This window comes from Lactobacillus sp. HBUAS51381, from assembly GCF_012641095.1.
Classification (GTDB): domain Bacteria; phylum Bacillota; class Bacilli; order Lactobacillales; family Lactobacillaceae; genus Levilactobacillus.
Genome location: NZ_JAAVSC010000005.1, coordinates 1 through 16,315, shown reverse-complemented (window position 1 = coordinate 16,315; position 16,315 = coordinate 1). Strand labels below are relative to the sequence as shown.

Sequence of the window (16,315 nt, the reverse complement as noted above, 5' to 3'; positions counted from 1 at the left end):
TACGGGAATAAATGGCTTGGGCCTTGATGAAAGTGACCCGTTTGCTGTTCAGAAAACGGGAAACACTGGTCTGATACCGTTAAACGTGAGCTCAAGAATCGGAAAAGCTAGCTGGGCAATGACGACTTAATTTCGCAATGCGTCCTGTCATCGGGTCGATATTAGCGGTGCAACAACGTGAAAAATCTGGTAAAAAAGACAAAAAATAAAGCAAAAATAATCGTGATGCCGGTTAAATCTGGCGACAGGGGATCACCCATATTGGACAGCAAAAAAATCGCCGCTCCCGCAGGAACGACGATTTTATTTTTAATGAATTGAATTACTTGAGGGCAGCTAAACCGTCCTTGGTAACTTGCTTCAACGTAGCAGCTGACTTGGCCATCAAGTCCTTTTCCTTATCGGATAATGGGACTTCAACGACACCGGCTAAACCGTTACCGTTGATGATGGCAGGCGTACCGATGAAGATGTCATCTAAGCCGTATTCGCCGTTCAAAGCGGCACCAATAGGTAAGACGGCATTTTCGTCACGCAGGATAGCCTTGGTAATCCGCATCAAGCAGGTGGCAACACCGTAGAAAGTGGCCCCCTTCTTGTTGATGATTTCGTAAGCCTTGTTCCGCGTGTCGTCTTCGATCTTAGCTAAGTCGTCGTCAGTCACGCCTTGTTCCTTGGCGATGGCCTTCAAAGGCTTAGAACCAATCGTTGCTTCGTCGTATGCGGCGAATTCGGAGTCACCGTGTTCACCCATGATGTAGGCGTCCACGTTCCGTGGGTCAACGTTGAACTTCTTAGCCAAAGCCACACGTAAACGAGCCGTGTCCAAAGAAGTCCCTGAACCGATAACCTTTTCCTTTGGGAAGCCTGAGAACTTCCAAGTGGCGTAAGTTAAGATGTCAACTGGGTTAGCAGCAACCACGAAGATACCATCGAAACCAGAATCAACGACGGGCTTAACGATTGAAGACAAGATCTTTAAGTTCTTGTTAACCAAGTCCAAACGGGTCTCGCCTGGCTTTTGTGGGGCACCAGCAGTGATCACAACGATGTCAGCATCGCTGCAGTCGGAGTAGTCACCGGAGTAGACTTTCTTAGGAGCCGTGAAGACTTGAGCATCTTCAAGGTCTAAGGCGTCTCCAGCAGTTCTGTCTTTAATAACATCCACAATCACGAATTCTTCAGCTAAACCTTGGTTCATCATTGAGTAAGCGTATGAAGAGCCAACGGCCCCGTCACCAACGAGAACGACTTTTTGATGGTTTTTAGTAGTCAAATCCATTCATCTCCTAATAAATTTATGACATCAAGGTACGCAGAAATACCCACTCGTAAGTATAACATGTTAACTACGGTCCGACCACGACCCCGGTTGAAAATTTGTGAAAACAGCGCTTTCTTTTAGTGAAACGGTTCACCTGGGGGCGGAATCGGTGCAGTCATAGGGGGATTATGCTATACTCAAGAGTGTTAATTTGAGACGATGCATGTGATTTGAGCCAGCTGGACGGGGAGATGCTTCCGTTCAGCTATTTTGTCTCTCGCCTACCTTGAGGGGCCTCATCGTTGGGCACCACAATGGTTGCCAAGACGTGGTCGTTTATACTATCGGTCGCTGAGGTTCACGCTTACGATAGCGATATGACGAGGTATCGTGGCCAGTGGCGTTAGAATTAAGCTTAAGTCTTTCATATATTGCGGCGGCGAGGCTTGTGATGGTCGATTGCGACCCGTTATGATGAAGAGATTAGGTTGCAGTGGCTCGCGGAACCCGTTATTGACTGGGATTCGCGCATCGTCTTTAAAAATGTAAAGATAAAAGGGAGAACTTAGCAAGTATGAAAATGATCGTTGGTTTAGGCAACATTGGTCCGCAATATAATGGCACCCGGCACAACACGGGGTTCATGGTCGTTGATGAATTCGCCAAGCAGCACAACATCGCGCTGACGACGCGGAAGATGGATGCCCGTTACGGCACCGGCATCGTCAATGGCGAGAAGGTCTTGGTTGTGAAGCCAACGACGTTTATGAACGAATCCGGGCGCGCCGTTCATCCACTCATGGACTACTTTAAGATTGATCTGGATGATATTTTTATCGTGCATGACGATATGGATCTGCCCGTGGGCCACATTCGGCTACGTGATCACGGTTCTGCCGGCGGTCACAACGGGATTAAGAGTATCATTGCCCACGTGTCCAGTAAGGATTTCAAGCGCTTGCGGGTGGGTACCGGTCATCCCCAGAAGATGTCGGTCGTGGATTACGTCCTGACCAAATTCACCGCCGAACAGCAACCGCTCTTCAATCAATCAGCGGATAAGGCTGTGGCGGCGTTGGATGATTGGCTCAGTGGAACGGCATTCACTCAGTTAATGAATAAGTACAACTAAGAAGAGGAAGTTATCTCGTGAATTTAGAAGCATTTATGACGCAGACACCGGCGTACGCGACGATCCGGCAAACGTTGGGGATTGGACAACGCCAATTGGTGACCGGGCTCAACGGTTCGGCCGAGACGCTGTTTATTGCCAGTCTGCTCCACGAACAACAACGGTCCATCGTTTACGTGACGGATACGCTGTATCACGCCGGGCAATTGGTGGATGATCTCGCCAACCTACTGGATGAAGACGAGCTCTTTGAATTTCCGGTGGAAGAATTGTTGGCGGCCGAAGTGGCGACCAGCTCGCCCGAGTATCGGTCCTCACGAATCGATGCCTTACGCGCCCTGCAGAGCGACCGGCCTGTCGTGATTGTGACGGCGTTGTCCGGCTTGCGGCGCTTTTTGCCGGCGCCGGCTAACTTTGCGGCGGCGCGATTCAGCGTCAAGATTGGGGCTGACTTTGATCTCGAAAGCCTGCAGCAGCGGTTATTTGGTATGGGCTACACCCATCAGAAGCTCGTCGCGGGTCCCGGCGATTTCGCCATTCGCGGGTCCATCGTGGACATCTATCCTTTAGCGGCGGACTATCCGGTGCGGCTGGATTTCTTTGATACGGAAGTCGACTCGCTGCGGTACTTTGACCCCGCGACGCAACGGAGCATTGAAAATGTCGACGAAGTGGAAATTTTACCGGCGACCGACTTTATTCTGACCGCCGACGAACGCGCGGCCGGCGCTGATGCGCTGACGGCTGCGTTGACCCAGCAGGTGGCCCAACTCGATGAGGATGCGGCTACGACGCTGACCAATCAGGTTAAACCATTGATTGACGGGTTGCGTAAGGGGTCCGTCGATCCGCAACTCATGGAATTTGCTGATTATCTATTCCCAGAACATCACCAGCTCCTGGATTATTTACCAGACGATGGCTTGGCGTTGTTCGGGGACTATTCGCGTCTCCAGGATGGCGAACGGCAATTGCTGGAAGATGAGGCCAACTGGGCGACCGATAAACTCGCCCACCACCAGATCTTTGCCCAGCAGACGTTTGGCGGCGAATTGCGGCCGATTTTGAAGCAGGACCGACACGCGCAGATCATGCTGGCCTTATTTCAAAAGGGAATGGGGAGTCTCCGGTTCCAGGCGGTGACGAACATTGCCACCCGCGCCATGCAACAGTTCTTCGGGCAATTACCGGTCATGAAGACCGAAATCGACCGATGGCACAAACAAAAACAGACGATTGTTTTACTGGTTCAAGACGAGGAGCGGCTGGCTAAGATTGAAGAAACCTTGGATGACTTCGAGATTCAGGCCGTTTTGACCAAGGAAGAGAACCTCCAAGGTGGCCTCACCCAGCTGGTTCCCGAACGATTACGCACGGGCTTCGAATTGCCCGAGGCCAATCTGGTGGTCATCACGGAAGCCGAAATGTTCCAGAAGGTCACTAAGAAGCGACCACGACGCCAAACCATGGCCAACGCGGAACGCCTGAAGAGTTATACCGATCTGAAACCCGGCGATTACGTGGTGCACGTCAATCACGGGATTGGGAAGTTTATTGGGATGCAGACGCTGACCGTCGATGGGGTCCATCAGGACTACATGACCATCGACTACCAGGACAACGCCCAACTCTTCATTCCAGTGACCCAACTGAACCTGATTCAAAAGTACGTGTCCTCGGAAGACAAGAAGCCGCGGATTAACAAGCTCGGTGGGTCCGAGTGGGCGAAGACCAAGAGTAAGGTCGCCGCCAAGATTGAAGACATCGCCGATGAATTGGTCGATCTGTATGCCAAACGCGCGGCGGAGAAGGGCTTTGCCTTTCCACACGACGACAGTCTCCAGACCGACTTTGAGAATGACTTTCCATATGCCGAAACGCCGGATCAACTCCGAACGATCGACGAAGTGAAGCACGATATGGAAAAAGCTCGGCCGATGGACCGCCTGCTCGTGGGGGACGTGGGTTATGGTAAGACCGAAGTGGCCCTGCGCGCGGCCTTTAAGGCGGTCGAAGCGGGCAAGCAGGTGGCCTTTCTGGTCCCGACCACGATCCTGGCGCAACAACACTACGACACCATGGTCAACCGGTTCGAGGGCTACCCGATTACCGTCGAGATGTTCTCCCGATTCCGGACAACCAAGCAGATTCACCAGTCCATCAAGGACCTGGAAGACGGCCAGTTGGACATCGTGGTCGGAACGCACCGACTCCTGTCCCAAGATGTCAAGTTCAAGAATCTGGGATTAGTTCTCGTGGATGAGGAACAGCGATTTGGCGTCAAACATAAGGAACGTTTGAAGCAGTTGAAGGCCAACGTTGACGTGCTGACGTTGACGGCGACCCCAATCCCCCGGACGCTCCACATGTCTATGCTGGGGGTTCGGGACCTCTCCGTGATCGAGACGCCACCGGCTAACCGGTTCCCGATTCAGACCTACGTCATGGAACAGAATGCCGGCGCCATCCAGGATGGGATTCGGCGTGAAATGCAACGGGGCGGCCAGGTCTTCTACCTGCACAACCGGGTGGATGACATTGAAAAGACCGTCAGTCAGATTCAGGCGTTGGTTCCCGAGGCACGTGTCGGCTACATTCACGGTAAAATGACCGAGTCGCAGCTGGAAGGGGTGCTCTTTGACTTCTTGCGCGGCGATTACGACGTGTTGGTCACCACGACCATCATTGAAACGGGGATCGATATTCCTAACGCCAATACGCTATTCGTGGAAAATGCCGACCGCATGGGCCTGTCCCAGCTGTACCAATTGCGTGGGCGGATCGGTCGGAGTAACCGGGTGGCTTACGCCTACTTCACGTACAAGCCGAACAAGGTCTTGACGGAGGTCAGCGAGAAGCGGCTCGAAGCCATTAAGGACTTCACCGAGCTGGGGTCCGGATTTAAGATTGCGATGCGTGACCTGTCCATTCGGGGCGCAGGAAACCTATTGGGGAAACAGCAACACGGGTTCATTAATTCCGTGGGGTATGATCTCTATACGCAGATGTTAAGCGATGCGGTCGCTAAGAAGCGGGGCAAGAAGACCCAGCCGAAGACCGATACCACGGTCGAATTGGGTGTGGAAGCCTACCTGCCGAGCGATTACATTGAAGATGAGCAGCAGAAGATTGAAATGTACAAACGAATTCGGCAACTGGAAAGTGACGACGAGGTCGACGAGATCAAGGCGGATCTGATTGACCGGTTCGGGGAGTACCCAGAGAGCGTGGCCCAACTGTTGACGATTGGCCAATTGAAGCTGGCGGCCGATTTGGCGCTAGTGGATAAGATTCGACGGGTCAATGGGGATGTCTTCGTCACGATCTCCAAACAGGGCACCAACATTCTGGGTGGCCAGGACGTCTTTAAGGCCTTGTCGGCGACCAAGTTAAAGGCGACGGTCGCGATTAACGACGACCGCCTGCACGTCAAATTGGTCTTACAGCCGAACATGACGGTGCAGGACTGGTTGCCACAGGTCCGACAATTCATGGGCGCCTTACGGGATATCGTCCTCGAGACGACCAAGCCCAAGGCGGACGAGAAGTAACGGTCTGGTGATATGTGGTGGTTAACTGACCGCCTTGCCAGTTAAACGGATTAGACCAGTTGCCTGCGGCTGCCAGCAATTCCGCCTGCTGTGGTGGGGACCGGTTCCAGCCAAAGAGCGGGCTTCCGCCTCGCTTGGAAGCCTTGCAAAGTACGCAAGTCTCCCAAGTCGTCCCACCCAGTAACGCCGGCTAACTGGGTCGTCACGGCTGGCTCCATCACTGGCTGCCTCCGGCATCGTGTGTGATGACACTGGATATGGCGTTGGTACGACTTTACTGTCTGTCGTTGCGCCCTCATCAGTAGCCGGGAGTGAAGCAAAATATGAGCTCAGCCGTGGGATTCTCTGAGCGGTGTCAACCGGTTAGAGAATGGCGACTTGAAAACGCCGGTTTTTGGCGGTTTCAAGCGAGTTCCGAGACCGCCCTTTGGCTCGGAACGTCCTGCCCACCGCGTTCCAGCTCATATTTTGCGAACGGTAGGCGACCAGTATCCACAATTTAAATTGCAACATAGTACAATGCAACACTAAATTTGTAAGCAGCACTGAAGGAGGAAGTCGATGGGCAACCGCAATGTGAATACGACCTTGCAAGGCGCCCTGATTCTTTCCATCGCGGCGTTCATTGCCAAGCTCCTAAGCGCCGTGTACCGGGTGCCGTTTCAAAACATGGTCGGTAACACCGGTTTCTACGTGTACCAGCAGGTTTATCCGTTATACGGTATTGGCATGACCTTTGCGCTGAGTGGCCTACCCGTCTTCATCTCGAAGCTGATCGCCGAGGCACCGGATTTGCCGAGCCAACAACAGGTCGCCCGGCAAATCTATTATTGGCTGTGGGGATTGGCTTTGCTGATCTTCGGTGGCCTGATGGTGGGCGCGCCGGGGTTGGCGCAGGGCATGGGGGACCGGCATTTGGCTCCCCTGATCCAGATGGTGGCGTGGATGTTTCTCTTCATGCCGGCGTTGTCGGTCGGCCGGGGCTATCATCAAGGTCGGTTCCAAATGTTACCAACCGCCCGTTCTCAGGTGGTAGAGCAGCTGGTTCGGGTCGTGGTGATCTTGGTCGCTGCGGGTTGGGCTACCAGTCACGATTGGTCGGTCTACTGCATGGGGACCTGGGCGTTGAGCGGTGGAACCATTGCGGCCGTCGCCGCCTTGCTGGTCTTGCCCCGTTGGCGACGGCGAGACGTGATGCCCACCCACAAGGTGCCGCACATCGGTCGGCGTCTGCTGATTGAAGGCGGTACCCTGTGTTTGCTCACGGCCATGCTGGTGCTTCTGCAACTCGTCGATTCATTTACAGTTAAGAATGGACTGGTTGCCGGTGGCATGGGTGACTTGACCGCGAAGAGTCTCAAGGGGGTCTATGATCGGGCCCAGCCACTGGTTCAACTGGGCCTCGTCGTTGCGGTGGCCTTTGCGACCTCGCTTCTGCCGGCTTTAACGGCGGCACAGCAGGAGCGACGACCGGCGGCGTTTAAACGGCTGACGACCACGATGATGCGGATCGCGCTGATGGTGGCGGTCGCCGCCACCGCCGGCTTAGTGGTGCTAATGCCCTGGATTAATCGGTTGCTCTTTGGCGATACGCAGGGATCGGGGATGCTCAGCGTTTATATGCTCAGCATCATTCTGGCCACGTTGATTCAGACGTACAACAGTGTCTTGCAGAGTCAGGATCAGTACCGGCTGACGGTGGTTGCCCTGGGGGCCGGCTTGCTGGTCAAGGTTCTCTTTAATCAAGCGGCCGTTCGGCATCTCGGCGCAACGGGGGCAAGCTGGTTGACGGTGGTCAGCCTGGGGGTCATCTTCTGGGTGATCTGGTACGGCTCCGACCGCACGCTGCGTTCAGGCATTTGGACCAAGCCGTACATTCGGATTTTACTAGCCTGTACCATCTTGATGGTCTTCGGCGTTCAAGTGACCGTCACCGCGTTGGAACACTGGTGGCCGGCGCTGATGACCAGCCGGCTTGCGATTGGCGGCGGCTTACTGATTGCGATCCCAGTGGGCGTCATCATCTTTATGGGATTGGCGCTGCGGTGGCAGTTGCTATCGGTCAGGGAGTGGTTGGCGATTCCCCACGGCGAGAGTGTGTTAAGATTATGGCAACAACTTAGTCAACACGGAGGAAAATAATATGCGATTAGATAAGTATTTAAAGGTTTCACGGATTATTAAGCGGCGGTCGGTCGCTAAGGAAATTGCGGACAAGGGTCGAATTGCCATTAATGGTAAAGTCGCCAAGTCTTCCAGTGACGTGGTCACAAATGATGAGTTAGTTATTAAGTTCGGTAACAAAACGTTAACAGTGAAGGTTAATGAATTGTTGGAAACCACTAAAAAGGATGACGCCGAACGGATGTACACCATCGTTAAGGAAGATTATGCCCAAGATTTCCGGCAAAACCAGTAGCATTTAGCGTTAAATGTGACGAATGTTTTACATTATGCTAAACGTGCTAGACGGGCAAATTGAAACTTGCTATACTCAAGTTAAACTATCTGGTGAAAACTGAGGAGTGAGTGGAAGATGGCTGACGTCAAACCGAAACCGGCGAAAATCGAACGTTTAGAAAATGACTATACCCGGCGTCTGGATCACCAACAGGCGAAGGCCCACCGTCACCAATGGTTAGGAAAGCGACGGATGCGCAGAGCAACGCGGATTATGGTTGTGTTTGCGGTGTTTGCCGTTGTCCTGGGAATTCAATTGGTGCGAACCAACGCCAGCCTTCATCACGTCCAAAGTGAGGTCACGACCAGCAAGCAAAAGCTGGCGGCGACTAAAGCGACGGATCACAAGCTCCAATTGCAAATTAAACAGTTAAATGATAAGGACTATTTGGGGCGGCTGATTCGGTCGAAGTATTACTATTCGAAGTCCGGTGAAACCATCTATAGTCTGCCCGGTGACCACGCGAGTGACGTGACCGTTAAATAGTGTCCTGAAAAATCCGTCGGTTCGGCTGAACTGGCGGATTTTTTTCTAGACTGGTTTGTCGACGCTGCCGACCCTAGAACCGGAAAAGCAAGGTGTTGCCCACCAAACGCGAGTAAGCCCGACTTGGTCAATGGCTAGGAGCCAACGGGGCCTGGGGGAATATGATGATGGTTGGAAACGTGTAATCGGCTTAGAGGTTAATCTGGCGGGGGTTTCGGCGGGTAAGGAAAATTGATTAATGGACTGTCTTTTTAATGTTTAACATGTGGAATCTTGGGAAATTGTGTTATACTGAAAGCACTTATTTTAAGGAGGAACTTCTTTTTTATGGCAATCGAGGTTGGAGCTAAAGTTTCCGGAAAGGTCTCCGGAATTACGAACTTTGGTGCATTTGTTGATTTAGGCGACCACAAGACCGGGTTGGTGCACATTAGTGAGATTTCTGACGGCTACGTTAAGGATATCCATGACGTTCTGTCTGTTGGTGACGAAGTAACGGTCAAGGTTTTGACCGTTGGTAATGATGGGAAGATTGGGCTGTCGATTCGCAAGGCGACGGACCATCCGGCTGGTGACCGGCCCCACCACAGTCACAGTGAACACCGAGATCATGAGCAGCACCATGGCGGCAACTCTGCTAGCCACGGCGGTGAAAGTCATGGTCACGGTCGGCGGTTTGAAAATAACGGCCCCCGGCCACACCATAACTCAGCAAATGGTCGATTTGCGGGTCATCATTCGGCTCCCCATAAAGAAAATTTTGACGACATGATGTCAGGGTTCTTGAAGCAAAGTGAGGACCGTTTGGCAACGATTAAACGAAACACCGAAGGCAAGCGTGGCGGCCGTGGTGGTCGGCGCAGTTAGTCACTGACTAACGGGCCATCAAATTGGCGAGGGTGGGTCAGCAAGCGGTTAGCTGACAGCACCTTGCAAGTTGCGTTCGGAGATAAAAAGTCTGAGACCTGGTCCCAGACTTTTTTCATAACCGCTGAGTCATGAGCGAGAAGAGAAGAGGGCGTGTGGTGTCACTGGAGACGGATTTTCAACGGAATTGTCAGCAGCACGGTTGGGCGGACCCCCAGCAGCACGGCCTCATTGCGGTCTCGACCGGGGTGGATTCTATGGTGCTCTTGACCTTATTCATGGCGCTTCCCGTGACCCAGCGGCCGCAGTTGACGGTGGTGTACGTCAATCATCAATTGCGAGAACAGAGTGTGACCGAGACGGCCTTTCTAACCCGGTGGTGTGCCGAGCATCAGGTGCCACTCGTAACCGCGACGTGGCCGGTTGATCAGCATCCCCAGCATGGGGTTGAGGATGCCGCCCGTCGGTTTCGGTATCAGTTCTTTGCCAAACAGCTCGTGGCCCAGCAGGCTGACTGGGTGGCCACGGCCCATCAGGCGGATGAGCAGGCGGAGACCATTTTGTTTAAGCTGATTCGGGGTGGGCAGTTGGCCCAGTTAACGGGGATGCCGGCGAGTCGGCCGTTTCATCAGGGACGGCTAATTCGCCCGTTATTGCCATTCACGAAGCAGCAGCTACGGACGTACGCGCAGCAACGGCAGATTCCCTGGTATGAGGATGCCACGAATCACGAGTTGACGGCGAGTCGCAATCGGCTGCGGTTACAGTTGTTACCAGCCCTGCGTCGGGAGAATCCACAGGTGGATCGCCATTTACTCGCCTACGCGGCTCAACTGCGGACGGTGCTGCGGGTCACGGATCAGACGGTGACGGCGCAGTTGGGCCAGATTATTCGGCAACGGCGACCATTACGCGTTGACACCCAACGATTTTTAAGCCAATCGGCCGATCTGCAGGACCTGCTGCTCGCACGATTGATCAAACTGGCCTCACCCACACTAACGACGGAAGCCCCGGTGCTGGCGGCCTGTCGGCAGCTCTTAAGTAATCCGCAGCGGCCAACTGGTAGCGTGGATTTGGGACACGGTTGGCGTCTTGAAAAAAAGTATGACACATTTACGTATCAGCAATCCAAAAATTTCCGACAAAATTCCGAGGAAGTTTTTAGTTTTATGGTAGTATTAAACCAATGGCGAACGTTGGGAAATGGCTGGCAATTTGGCTGCTTTACAACGGACGCAACTACCGATTTACCAGCCAATGAGATTGTGGCCTTGACCGCCGATCAGTTCCCGCTCCGCGTTCGTTCGTGGCAGGCAACGGATCACTTACGGTTGGCCAATGGTCATCATCAGACCGTCCGGCGGGCCTTGATTAACGCCAAGGTTCCGCGCGACTTGCGGGCGAAAGTTCCGGTTTTAGTGACGGCGACGGGTGAAGTCGTGGCTGCGTTGGGCGTGAAATGGTCGGTGTTACCGCCACGGTCGCACACAAGCAACTATCATATCAAATTACAGCATGACTAGGCGAAAGGGGAACAGCATGAATAACGATATTTTAAAGGTCCTTTACAGTGAGGAAGACATTGCCGCCGCGTGCAAACGGTTAGGTACGCAACTTTCGGAAGACTACCGTGATAAGACACCATTAATCATTTGTGTCCTGAAAGGTGCTATCCTGTTCATGACGGATGTTATTCGCGATATGGATATCTATGCAACGATTGACTTCATTGATGTCTCCAGTTACAACGGGGGGACGGCTTCATCTGGGACCATCCGGTTGTTAAAGGATTTGGACACGGACGTTGCCGGGCGCGATATTATTCTGGTTGAAGATATTATCGATACCGGGCGGACGTTGAAGTACCTTGAGGACCTGTTGAAGGATCGCAAGGCCAATTCGATTCGGGTCTGCACGCTGATGGACAAACCCAGCGGTCGGGTGGTTGAAGCGAAGGCCGATTACGTCGGGTTTAATGTTCCCAGCGAGTTCGTGGTTGGGTACGGTTTGGACTACGAAGAAAAATATCGGAATCTCCCGTATGTTGGTGTTTTGAAGCCTTCCGTTTATTCAGATAAATAATTAGTCAATGATAGTCAATTGTGATAACATCTTATTTAGTCAAAAGGGCATACGCTCTAAATTTCGTTCCTATGTGAAGGCTGGGAACTGTGAGTAAGGAGGCACGACATGAATAATCGACGAAATGGACTGTTCCGTAATAGTCTGTTTTACATTGTGATTTTCTTGTTGATCATTGGTGTGGTTTACCTATTCAATGGTAACGGCAACAGCTCACAAACCCAAGAAATCCAATCGAGTCAATTCGTTAAAGATTTGAACGCGAATAAGATCAAGAAATTCTCCATTCAACCTTCCGGGGGAGTTTACAAGATTACCGGGGAATATCGGAATGCGCAAAAGCGTACAACCAACACCGGCTTTAGTCTCGGCGGCTCACAGAGCACGGCTGTGACTAGTTTCAGCACTCAGGTCTTAACCAATAATTCGACGGTTTCTGAGATTGATAAAGTTGCCAAGAATCACAATGTTAAAATGAACACCAAGGCGGAAGAGTCGAGTGGCTTCTGGATTAATTTATTAGTCTACGTTGCGCCACTAGTTATTTTCTTCTTCTTCTTCTACATGATGATGGGTCAAGCCGGCCAAGGCGGCGGCAATGGACGCGTCATGAACTTTGGGAAGAGTAAAGCCAAGCCGGCTGATAGCAAGGAGAACAAGGTTCGCTTTGCTGACGTCGCTGGTGAAGAGGAAGAAAAGCAAGAACTCGTTGAAGTGGTTGAGTTCTTGAAGAATCCGCGTAAGTTTGTTTCATTAGGTGCCCGGATCCCATCTGGTGTCTTGCTGGAGGGTCCTCCTGGTACTGGTAAAACGTTGCTGGCGAAGGCCGTTGCTGGTGAAGCGGCGGTACCGTTCTTCTCGATTTCTGGTTCAGATTTCGTGGAAATGTTCGTCGGTGTCGGGGCTAGTCGTGTTCGGGATCTGTTTGAACAGGCCAAGAAGGCCGCACCTTCAATCATCTTTATTGATGAAATTGATGCGGTTGGTCGTCAACGGGGTGCCGGCATGGGCGGTGGCCACGATGAACGTGAACAAACGTTGAACCAATTACTGGTTGAAATGGACGGGTTTACGGGGAGTGAAGGCGTCATTGTGATGGCCGCCACCAACCGTTCCGATGTGTTGGACCCCGCCTTGCTGCGGCCAGGTCGGTTTGACCGGAAGATCTTAGTGGGTCGACCGGATGTTAAGGGTCGTGAAGCGATCCTGAAGGTTCACGCCAAGAACAAGCCTTTAGCCAACGATGTTGATTTGAAGGAAATTTCTAAGCAAACGCCTGGTTTCGTAGGGGCAGACTTGGAAAACCTTCTGAACGAAGCGGCCTTACTGGCGGCACGGCGGAACAAGACCCAGATTGATGCTTCTGACTTAGATGAAGCCGAAGATCGGGTTATCGCCGGACCAGCTAAGAAGGACCGGGTCATCAGCCCTGAAGAAAGGAAGACCGTGGCGTACCATGAAGCCGGTCATACCATCGTCGGGTTGGTCTTGAACGATGCGCGCGTGGTTCATAAGGTTACGATTGTGCCACGTGGCCGCGCCGGCGGTTACGCGATCATGTTACCGCGTGAAGACCAGATGTTGATGTCCAAGAAGGATGCTATGGAACAGATTGCCGGGTTAATGGGTGGTCGGACGGCTGAAGAGTTGATTTTCCACTCCGAGTCCTCCGGGGCCTCCAATGACTTCGAGCAGGCAACGCAAATTGCCCGTTCCATGGTTACCCAGTATGGGATGAGTGATGCTGTGGGGACTGTGGCCCTGGAAAGCGCTGGCGGCCAACCATTCGCCGGTGCCGGGTATCCTGGTCAACCAACGTACTCTGAACATACCGCTAACTTAATTGATAGTGAAGTTCGTCGGATCATCGGGGAAGCACACGATACTGCCCGGAAGATTCTGGAAGAACACAAAGCAGAACACAAGATTATTGCGGATGCCTTGCTGAAATACGAAACGCTGGACGAAAAGCAAATTCTCAGCTTGTTTAACACTGGGAAAATGCCTGAAAAGGACGACAATGACGAATTTCCTAGCGAAAAGGCGGCAACTTTCGAAGAGTCTAAGCGTGAACTTGAACGCCGTGAAGCGGAACGTCAAGCTTCAACTGAAGCGAAGTTGGCTTCCAGCGCCTCAAGTGAAACGTCTTCTGAAGCGGCACCGGCTAGCTCAGCGGCTAGTTCGGCAGCGCCAGACGATCACGATGAGTCCGACCATTCCGAATAATGTAGTGACGATGTAAGGTCCGGGACGTTTGTCTCGGACCTTTTCGTGACTTAAAGGGTGATTGGCGCCGTGATTGGGCGATGACAGGACCCAGATAATCGAAGCGGGTTCTTTGCAAATTCCGAACTTTCTGGTAATGTAAGGCAGGATGACTTGTAACGAAAGGACGTTTAAATTTAATGGCAGATTATTTAGTAAAAAGTTTGATTGATGATGGGATGTTTCGGGCTTACGTGGTAGACGCCACGGAGACGGTAGCCGAGGCACAGCAGCGTCACGACACGTGGAGTTCGGCGACGGCGGCTCTGGGCCGGACGTTGATTGGGACCATGCTGTTGTCGACCTCGTTGCTTAAGGGCAAGGAGACGCTAACGGTGAAGGTCGACGGTCACGGCCCTGTTGGAGCAATTGTGGCCGACGGGAACGCCGATGGTACGGTGAAGGGGTACCTGATGTATCCGCACGTCAGCCTACCACTGAACGAGAAGCACAAGATTGACGTGAAGAAGGCGGTCGGGGTCCAAGGGATGATGACCGTGACAAAAGATCAAGGCCTGGGTCAACCCTACACGGGACAGGTTCCCTTAATCTCTGGCGAATTGGGCGAAGACTTCACCTATTACCTGGCTAAGTCGGAACAGATTCCCAGCGCCGTGGGGGTATCCGTCTTTGTGCAACCGAATAATACGGTTAAGGTTGCTGGCGGGTTCATGATTCAGGTGATGCCGGGTGCTTCGGATGCGGCGATCTCGCGGTTGGAGAAGCGAATCAAGGAAATGCCGATGGTGTCGGAACTTCTATTAGATGGTCAGAAGCCAGAGGACATTTTAAAACTGCTGTTCCCCGATGAAAAGGTTAAGATCCTCCAGAAGATGCCCGTTGGGTTCAAATGCGACTGTTCCAAGGATCGTTTCGCCAAGTCGCTAGCGGCCATTCAGCCGGAAGCATTACAGGAAATGATCGATGAAGATCACGGTGCCGAAGCGGTTTGTCATTTCTGTGGGAACAAGTACCAATTCTCCGAGGACGACTTGCGGCAGATTCTAACGGAAGCCCAAGCGAAGTAAGCATGGGAATGAGTTGGAAGATTGGGGACGTCGAGATTCCTAACCGCGTGGTCGTGGCGCCGATGGCGGGGGTGACCAATGTCGCCTTTCGCCGAATCTGTAAGGATTTTGGCGCCGGATTGGTAGAGTGTGAAATGATATCGGGCCAGGGGATTCATTATCACAATCAGCGGACGCTCCAGATGATGGCCGTTGACGCACGTGAGCATCCCATGAGCATTCAGATCTTTGGCGGTACCGAGGAGACCCTGGTTCAGGCCGCCCAGTACGTCGATCAGCAGACGCCGGCCGACATTATTGACATTAACATGGGCTGTCCGGTTAATAAGGTTGTGAATACGGATGCTGGGGCGAAATGGTTGTTGGACCCGGAGAAGGTGCGACACATGGTTGCGGCAGTCGTGGCTGCGGTTGATAAGCCCGTTACGGTGAAGATGCGAACGGGCTGGAATCAGCACCACGTTTTAGCGGTGGAGAATGCCTTAGCCGCCCAAGACGCGGGGGCCGCGGCCATTGCAATGCACGGTCGCACCCGTAAGCAGATGTATCAGGGCGACGCCGATTGGGATATCTTGCATCAGGTGGCCCAGCAGTTGACGATTCCTTTCATGGGTAACGGGGATGTTCGGACGCCCGCGGATGCCAAGCGCATGCTAGATGAAGTTGGCGCCGATGCCGTGATGATCGGCCGCGCGGTGATGGGGAATCCATGGCTGTTGCGGCGCGTGAATCATTACCTTGAGACAGGAGAATGCTTACCGGAGCCGACGGTGACCGAGAAAGTCGCAATGGCAAAGACACATTTACGGCGGCTTTGTGCGGCCAAGGGGCCAGACGAAGGGCCATTGGATTTCCGTAACCAGGTCGCTTACTATCTTAAGGGAATTCCGCATGCTGCGCGGACCAAGGTGGCGTTGACGGATGCAACGGAAGAGGCAACGATGCTGACAATTCTGGACGACTTTGTGACTAAGATTGCGGCGCGCGATCGGCAGACGCCGGTTCGGCGTTTTACAAATGAGTCCTAAGGCTTGATAATAGGGGCTTTCTAATGCGTAATCAGGAATTCAGAGAAACTTTGGTTCTAAAATATCTGTTGTTGGTAATCAATTTAATTGATTACTGGCAACGGATATTTTTGTATACTGTGTAGAGTAAAAAAAGTGTATAAAAAAG

12 protein-coding genes are annotated in these 16,315 nt (G+C 52.6%); 11 read left to right on the top strand and 1 reads right to left on the bottom strand.

The features are described from left to right. Positions 1 to 322 precede the first annotated feature (322 nt). Entirely contained in the window at positions 323 to 1,282 is a 960-nt protein-coding gene (locus HEQ50_RS02750; RefSeq protein ID WP_168899006.1) for an L-lactate dehydrogenase, read from the bottom strand. A gap of 556 nt (positions 1,283 to 1,838) precedes the next feature. Between HEQ50_RS02750 and pth the strand changes: the two genes are divergently transcribed. The 11 genes from pth (at position 1,839) to dusB (ending at position 16,167) form a co-directional block, all read left to right on the top strand. Then, positions 1,839 to 2,396 carry an aminoacyl-tRNA hydrolase gene (pth, locus tag HEQ50_RS02745; protein WP_168899005.1) on the top strand — a complete coding sequence of 186 codons (558 nt, stop codon included), beginning with the start codon at positions 1,839 to 1,841 and terminating at the stop codon, positions 2,394 to 2,396. Positions 2,397 to 2,413: 17 nt separating this feature from the next. Next, positions 2,414 to 5,947 carry a transcription-repair coupling factor gene (gene mfd, locus HEQ50_RS02740; protein WP_168899004.1) on the top strand — a complete coding sequence of 1,178 codons (3,534 nt, stop codon included), beginning with the start codon at positions 2,414 to 2,416 and terminating at the stop codon, positions 5,945 to 5,947. A 561-nt stretch (positions 5,948 to 6,508) separates the two neighbouring features. Then, on the top strand, positions 6,509 to 8,089 hold the full coding sequence (locus HEQ50_RS02735) for a polysaccharide biosynthesis protein (RefSeq protein WP_168899003.1): 1,581 nt from the start codon (positions 6,509 to 6,511) through the stop codon (positions 8,087 to 8,089). A gap of 1 nt (position 8,090) precedes the next feature. Continuing rightward, positions 8,091 to 8,366 (top strand): RNA-binding S4 domain-containing protein, encoded by a 276-nt coding sequence (locus HEQ50_RS02730; protein ID WP_168899002.1) that lies wholly within the window; start codon positions 8,091 to 8,093, stop codon positions 8,364 to 8,366. A gap of 117 nt (positions 8,367 to 8,483) precedes the next feature. Further along, the gene (locus HEQ50_RS02725; RefSeq protein ID WP_168899001.1) at positions 8,484 to 8,894 is read left to right on the top strand and encodes a septum formation initiator family protein; all 411 of its coding nucleotides are present in this window, start codon (positions 8,484 to 8,486) and stop codon (positions 8,892 to 8,894) included. A 327-nt stretch (positions 8,895 to 9,221) separates the two neighbouring features. Next, positions 9,222 to 9,761 carry a S1 domain-containing RNA-binding protein gene (locus tag HEQ50_RS02720; protein ID WP_168899000.1) on the top strand — a complete coding sequence of 180 codons (540 nt, stop codon included), beginning with the start codon at positions 9,222 to 9,224 and terminating at the stop codon, positions 9,759 to 9,761. 158 nt (positions 9,762 to 9,919) lie between these two features. Continuing rightward, complete coding sequence (gene tilS, locus HEQ50_RS02715) at positions 9,920 to 11,287, top strand: tRNA lysidine(34) synthetase TilS (protein WP_168898999.1); 1,368 nt, start codon at positions 9,920 to 9,922, stop codon at positions 11,285 to 11,287. A 16-nt stretch (positions 11,288 to 11,303) separates the two neighbouring features. Then, positions 11,304 to 11,846, top strand: a complete 543-nt coding sequence (hpt, locus tag HEQ50_RS02710) for a hypoxanthine phosphoribosyltransferase (protein WP_057732807.1) — start codon at positions 11,304 to 11,306, stop codon at positions 11,844 to 11,846. A gap of 108 nt (positions 11,847 to 11,954) precedes the next feature. Beyond that, positions 11,955 to 14,072: an ATP-dependent zinc metalloprotease FtsH gene (gene ftsH, locus HEQ50_RS02705; protein ID WP_168898998.1), complete on the top strand. Its 2,118-nt coding sequence runs from the start codon at positions 11,955 to 11,957 to the stop codon at positions 14,070 to 14,072. A gap of 179 nt (positions 14,073 to 14,251) precedes the next feature. Next, complete coding sequence (hslO, locus tag HEQ50_RS02700) at positions 14,252 to 15,139, top strand: Hsp33 family molecular chaperone HslO (protein WP_168898997.1); 888 nt, start codon at positions 14,252 to 14,254, stop codon at positions 15,137 to 15,139. Between the two features lie 8 nt (positions 15,140 to 15,147). Then, positions 15,148 to 16,167: a tRNA dihydrouridine synthase DusB gene (gene dusB / locus HEQ50_RS02695; protein ID WP_168898996.1), complete on the top strand. Its 1,020-nt coding sequence runs from the start codon at positions 15,148 to 15,150 to the stop codon at positions 16,165 to 16,167. The last annotated feature ends 148 nt before the right edge of the window (positions 16,168 to 16,315 follow it).

Bases quoted from the DNA above. Each gene is read 5' to 3' on its own strand.
- HEQ50_RS02750 (WP_168899006.1), bottom strand. From the start codon at position 1,282: ATGGATTTGACTACTAAAAACCATCAAAAAGTCGTTCTCGTTGGTGAC.
- pth (WP_168899005.1), top strand. From the start codon at position 1,839: ATGAAAATGATCGTTGGTTTAGGCAACATTGGTCCGCAATATAATGGC.
- HEQ50_RS02735 (WP_168899003.1), top strand. From the start codon at position 6,509: ATGGGCAACCGCAATGTGAATACGACCTTGCAAGGCGCCCTGATTCTT.
- HEQ50_RS02730 (WP_168899002.1), top strand. From the start codon at position 8,091: ATGCGATTAGATAAGTATTTAAAGGTTTCACGGATTATTAAGCGGCGG.
- HEQ50_RS02725 (WP_168899001.1), top strand. From the start codon at position 8,484: ATGGCTGACGTCAAACCGAAACCGGCGAAAATCGAACGTTTAGAAAAT.
- HEQ50_RS02720 (WP_168899000.1), top strand. From the start codon at position 9,222: ATGGCAATCGAGGTTGGAGCTAAAGTTTCCGGAAAGGTCTCCGGAATT.
- hpt (WP_057732807.1), top strand. From the start codon at position 11,304: ATGAATAACGATATTTTAAAGGTCCTTTACAGTGAGGAAGACATTGCC.
- ftsH (WP_168898998.1), top strand. From the start codon at position 11,955: ATGAATAATCGACGAAATGGACTGTTCCGTAATAGTCTGTTTTACATT.
- hslO (WP_168898997.1), top strand. From the start codon at position 14,252: ATGGCAGATTATTTAGTAAAAAGTTTGATTGATGATGGGATGTTTCGG.
- dusB (WP_168898996.1), top strand. From the start codon at position 15,148: ATGAGTTGGAAGATTGGGGACGTCGAGATTCCTAACCGCGTGGTCGTG.